Source organism: Mesorhizobium sp. P3_A9 (assembly GCF_056402975.1).
Genome location: NZ_JBFUGJ010000374.1, coordinates 1 through 5,523 on the forward strand (window position 1 = coordinate 1; position 5,523 = coordinate 5,523).

A 5,523-nucleotide genomic window follows, 5' to 3' on the forward strand; every position below is an offset into this window, starting at 1 on the left:
CCCATCACGAAAGAGCAGCACGGCCCGTTCGCTGGAATATAGTTTTGGTTTCACGGTGGCGCGCCGCCCGACGAAGATAAGGGCAAAGCGGTCCTTGAAGTCGAGCACGCCTTAATCCGCTATGTCGTCAAGGCGGACTGGCAGTAGTTCAGGTAGGTTGCATTTTTCGGGAATGCTAAGTATTTGATTTGTCTGGTCGGAGTGGCAGGATTTGAACCTGCGACCCCCTCGTCCCGAACGAGGTGCGCTACCAGGCTGCGCTACACTCCGTGACCAGTCGGCGGGCTTATAGCCGCCACACTCCGTTCCTGCAAGCGGCAATGGCAGCACTTCCGTCGCATTTCTTCAGCTTTCGCCACGCGCGTGGCTGGCATCCCACCGCGCTCCCGATCGGACTAACACCGCTTGAGGCTTGTGTGCTAGCAACCGGGCCACCAACGGCCTTCTGAGCGAGACCCCGAATGACCGAACGGATCGTCAGTTTTGTCATGAGCGGCGGCGTCGGCTCGCGGCTCTGGCCGCTGTCGCGCGAGGACAATCCGAAGCAGTTTCACGACCTGTCCGGCGATGGCTCCATGCTGGCCAAGACCTTGCGCCGGCTGACGGCAAGGCCGGCCGGTGAAACGCCGATCTTCCTGATCGCCTCCGAGCGCCATGCCGATCGTGTCCATGCCGACCTGGCCGGCCTCGATCTCGCGGGCGGTGGTCCATTGTTCGAGCCCACGGGGCGCAACACCGCCGCCGCGATCGCACTCGCAACGCTGCGCACCCTGTCCGAATTCGGCGACAGCCTGGTCCTGGTCGTGCCGTCTGATCACGAAATATCAACCCCAGGGCAATTCTGGCAGAGCGTCGAGGCAGGCGCCGAGGCGGCGCACGCCGGCCGGCTCGTGGTGTTCGGCATCAAACCGACACAGCCCGAGACCGGCTATGGCTATATCGAGGTGGCGGGCGCGCAGGGCGGCATCTTCGACGTCACGCGTTTCGTCGAGAAGCCGGACCTGGCGACGGCGCAGGCCTATCTCAAGGCGGAAAGCTTTTACTGGAACACCGGCATCTTCCTGTTTCGCGCCGCTGCCATGCGTGATGCCTTCGCCGCCTTCGAGCCCGACATCTGGCAGGCCACCGAAGCTGCCTACAAGGCGGCGATATCGGACCTGTCCGGCCTCTACATGCCGCTGGAACTCTATGAGGCCATCCCCTCGATCTCGGTCGACTATGCCATCATGGAGCGGGCGCAAGGCATTGCCATGGTGCCGGCCGATTTCCGCTGGAACGATCTCGGCTCCTGGCAGTCGCTGCTCGACGTCGGCCCGGCCGACGACCGAGGCAATGTCGTCATCGGAGATGTCGTCGCCATCGATTGCGAGAACTCCTACATCCGCAGCGACGGCCGCCTGCTGTCGGCGATCGGCATGAAGGATGTCGCCATCGTTTCGACCGCTGATGCCACTTTCGTCGCTCCGGTCAGCCACAGCCAGCACGTCAAGAAGATCGTCGAGCAGCTCGAAAAGTCGGGCCGGCTGGAAACCAGGTTCACGCCCGCGCATGACCGCGTCATCGAAAGCGGCGCCTGGCGGCGGCGTGTGCACCATTGGCTGTTTCAGGAGACCTTGCCGCTGTGGTCGACATCGGGTGTCGACCAGCGCCATGGCGGTTTCCATGAAGCGCTCAGCTTCGACGCCACGCCGCTGATGAAGCCCAAGCGCATGCGTACCCAAGCCAGGCAGGTCTATGCCTTCGCCGTCGCCAGCGCGCGCGGCTGGGACGGTTCGGCCGACCGGCTGATCAGTCACGGCATCGAGTTCATGGTCAGAAATGGCCGCACCGACAAAGGCGGTTGGGTGCGCACCCTGCATGTCGACGGCTCCGTTGCCGACGCCACCGAGGATGCCTACGATCATTCCTGCGTGCTGCTCGCGCTGGCGCATGCGCATATGTCGGGCAATCCCGATGCCTTGCGGCTCGGCGAGGAAACCTTCGCCTTCCTCGATGCCCATCTCGAGGACCATCGCATGACCGGCTTCCTCGAAACATCGGACGGCGAGGGCGAGCGGCGCTCCAACCCGCACATGCATCTGCTCGAAGCGTTCCTGGCCTGGCACCAGGCAACCGGCGAGCGTGCCCATCTGCGCCGCGCGGCGCGCATCATCGATCTCTTCCGCAGCCATTTCTTCGACCGGGAAAGCTGGACGCTGGGCGAATATTTCGATGACGAGTGGAAGCCGTCAGCCGGCGAGAAGGGCGCGTGGACCGAGCCTGGCCATCACTTCGAATGGGCTTCGCTGCTGGTCGATTTCGCCGGCCGCAGCGGCCAGGCCGAGTTGAGCGGCTTTGCCAGGAAACTCTATGCCTCGGCCATCGCCAACGGCCTCAACCGCGCCACCGGCCTTGCCTATGGCGCCGTCTCGCGGCAGGGGCTTCCGCTCGACCTGATCTCGCGCAGCTGGCCACAGGCCGAAGCGGTCAAGGCGGCGATTGCGCTGGACGGCTCGGGCGGACCCGATCTCAAGCCGGAGATCGAGGAACGTGTCGGCCGGCTGTTCCGCTGGCACATCGACCCGGCCCCGCTCGGCCTGTGGATCGACCGCATCGACGAACGCGGCCGTTCGCTGGCATCGGATGTTCCGGCCAGTATCTTTTATCACCTGGTCTGCGCGTTGACGCAGTATCTGGATGGGACGGCGGAGAAGACAAGGTTGAGCGGCTGAAGCTGCCAATCTCCCCCCTTGCGGGGGAGATGCCTGGCAAGGCAGAGGGGGGTGCTGTCCCGCCGGCCTCTCACCTATTCACGATCACCACGCATGTTCAGGGTGAATGGATCAGAGCAAGGTCGGCGATCCTTCACACCCCCCTCTGTCCTGCCGGACATCTCCCCCGCAAGGGGGAGATCAGCTGTCACGTCGGCTTTCGCCTATCGCCAATTCAATATGGGCTCGCGACATCCCCGGTCTCGACATAGATCGACTTCAGCTGCGAATAGAGCGCCAGTGCCGCAAGCGAATTCTCGCGGCCGATGCCGGATTGCTTGAAGCCGCCGAACGGGATTTCCACTGGCGTCAGATTGTAGGCGTTGATCCAGCACGTGCCGGCTTGCAATTCGGCGATGACACGGTGGGCGCGCGACAGGTCGCGGGTGAATACGCCGGCGGCAAGGCCGAATTCGGTGTCGTTGGCGCGGTCGATCACCTCGTCTTCGCCGTCGAATTTCAGCACGCTCATGACCGGCCCGAAAATCTCCTCGCGCGCGATCCGCATATTATCGGTGACGCCGGTGAAGACCGTGGGCTCGACGAAGAAGCCGCCGTCAAAACCTTGCAGCGAAGGCACATTGCCGCCGCAGGCCAGCGTGGCGCCATCCTGCTTGCCGATCGCGATATAGCCGACAACCTTGTCGTGCTGCGCCTTTGAGACCAGCGGCCCCATCTGGGTTTCGGGATCGAGCGGATCGCCGATGCGGATCTTTTTCGTCCGCTCGATCAGACGGTCGACGAAGCGGTCGTGGATGCCGCTTTGGACGAAGACGCGCGTGCCGTTGGAGCAGATCTGGCCGGTCGAGTAGAAATTGCCGAGCATGGCGCCGCCGATGGCGTTTTCGATGTCGGCATCGTCGAAGACGATCAGCGGCGACTTGCCGCCGAGTTCCATCGTCGCGTGCTTCATCTTCGAGCCGGCCAGCGACAGCACCTTGCGGCCGGTCGGCACCGAGCCGGTCACCGAAACCTTGGCAACGACATCATGGCCGACAAGCCCGGCGCCGACATCGCCATAGCCCTGCACGACGTTGAACAGCCCGTCGGGCAGGCCGGCCTCGCTGTAGATCTCGGCCAGCGCCAGCGCCGACAGCGGCGTGTTTTCCGATGGTTTGAACACCATGGCGTTGCCCATGGCGAGCGCCGGTGCCGATTTCCAGCCGGCGATCTGGATCGGGTAGTTCCAGGCGCCGATGCCGACGCAGACGCCAAGCGCCTCGCGCCGCGTGTAGGCGAAAGGTCCGCCGAGGTCGACGGACTCGCCATTGTAAGCGGCGACCGCGCCGCCGAAATATTCAAGGCAGTCTGCCGCCGATGGTGCGTCCGCCACCAGCGTCTCCTGGATCGCCTTGCCGGTATCGAGCGTCTCGATGCGGGCGAGATCGGCGTTGCGGGCACGCAGAATGTCGGCGGCGCGGCGCAGGATGCGGCCGCGCTCGACCGGCTTCAGCCGCGCCCAGGCCGGCTGCGCGGCCCGCGCGGCCTCGATGGCGAGCTCCAGCACGTTCGGCGTCGCCGAATGCAGGGTGGCGATGACCTCGCCAGTTGCCGGATAGATCACCGGCAGCGGCGCGCCGCCTTCGTCCTCTATGTAGCGTCCGTTGACATAGTGCGATGCCGTGGGCTGGGCGCGCATGGGGGGGTCTCCAAGTGGTCCGGCGCCCAAATGGGCGGCTCAATCTATCGGGCAGCTCGATTTGTCGTGTCGATCATGCGCTATCTGTCCGAGGTCTGCCAGCGCGGATTGATCCATGGTTCCTGGTTGGACGGCGCCAGCGGCGTGCGGCCAAGGATGTGGTCGGACGCCTTCTCGCCGGTCATGATCGAAGGCGCGTTGAGATTGCCATTGGTGACGCGCGGGAAGATCGAGGAATCGGCGACCCGCAGGCCGTCGACGCCGATGACCCGGCATTCCGGATCGACGACGCTCATCATCTCATCGGCGCGGCCCATCTTGCAGGTGCCGCAGGGATGGTAGGCGCTCTCGGCATGGTCACGAATGAAGACATCGAGATCGTCGTCCGACTGCACATGGCTGCCCGGCGAGATTTCCTGCCCGCGATAGGCGTCGAACGCCGACTGGCCGAAGATTTCGCGGGTCAGCCGGATGCAGTGGCGGAACTCCACCCAGTCGTCCGGATGCGACATGTAGTTGAAGCGGATCACCGGCTGTGCTTTCGGGTCCGGCGAGCGCAGTGTCACCGATCCGCGCGATTTCGACCGCATCGGCCCGACATGCGCCTGGAAACCATGCGACTTGGCCGCCGCCTTGCCGTCATAGCGCACCGCCGCCGGGATGAAGTGGTACTGGATATCAGGATAGTCGACGCCGGCGCGCGAGCGCACGAAAGCGGCCGCCTCGAAATGGTTGGTGGCGCCAAGGCCCGACTTGAAGAACAGCCACTGCGCGCCAATCAATGCTTTCGAGAACGGATTCAGCACCGAATTCAGCGTGATCGGCTTGGTCGATTCCTGCTGGATATAAAGCTCCATATGGTCCTGCAAATTGCGGCCGACGCCGGGCCGGTCGGCGACGACGGCGATGCCGTTTTCGCGCAAATGCTCGGACGGTCCAATGCCGGACAGCATCAAGATTTTTGGCGAGTTGATCGACGAGGCGGCGATGATCACCTCACGTCGCGCCTTAACGATTTGAATCTGTTTGTGAGCTTCGATCTCGACGCCGATGGCGCGTTGATTCTCTATGATCACCCGGCGGGCGAAACCCTTGAGCAGGCTAACATTCCCGCGTTTGAGAGCCGGCTTCAGA

At 63.9% G+C, this 5,523-nt stretch carries 3 protein-coding genes and 1 tRNA gene; 1 reads left to right on the forward strand and 3 read right to left on the reverse strand.

Features of this window, described 5'->3' with window-relative positions; all coding sequences use genetic code 11:
* Nucleotides 1-193: 193 nt before the first annotated feature.
* A tRNA-Pro gene (locus AC1DX0_RS30210) sits at nucleotides 194-270 on the reverse strand.
* Between the two features lie 191 nt (nucleotides 271-461).
* Between AC1DX0_RS30210 and AC1DX0_RS30215 the strand changes: the two genes are divergently transcribed.
* Nucleotides 462-2,711: an AGE family epimerase/isomerase gene (locus AC1DX0_RS30215; protein WP_477219553.1), complete on the forward strand. Its 2,250-nt coding sequence runs from the start codon at nucleotides 462-464 to the stop codon at nucleotides 2,709-2,711.
* Nucleotides 2,712-2,925: 214 nt separating this feature from the next.
* Here AC1DX0_RS30215 and betB read toward each other — a convergent pair whose 3' ends face one another.
* Both betB and AC1DX0_RS30225 read right to left on the reverse strand, forming a co-directional pair.
* Nucleotides 2,926-4,389, reverse strand: a complete 1,464-nt coding sequence (betB, locus tag AC1DX0_RS30220) for a betaine-aldehyde dehydrogenase (protein WP_477219552.1) — start codon at nucleotides 4,387-4,389, stop codon at nucleotides 2,926-2,928.
* A gap of 80 nt (nucleotides 4,390-4,469) precedes the next feature.
* Nucleotides 4,470-5,523 (reverse strand): GMC oxidoreductase (locus AC1DX0_RS30225; protein WP_477358093.1); only part of this gene is annotated, 1,054 nt, incomplete at its 5' end.

What these genes read in the sequence shown, in the direction of transcription:
- AC1DX0_RS30215 (WP_477219553.1), top strand. Translation starts at nt 462, where the DNA reads ATGACCGAACGGATCGTCAGTTTTGTCATGAGCGGCGGCGTCGGCTCG.
- betB (WP_477219552.1), bottom strand. Translation starts at nt 4,389, where the DNA reads ATGCGCGCCCAGCCCACGGCATCGCACTATGTCAACGGACGCTACATA.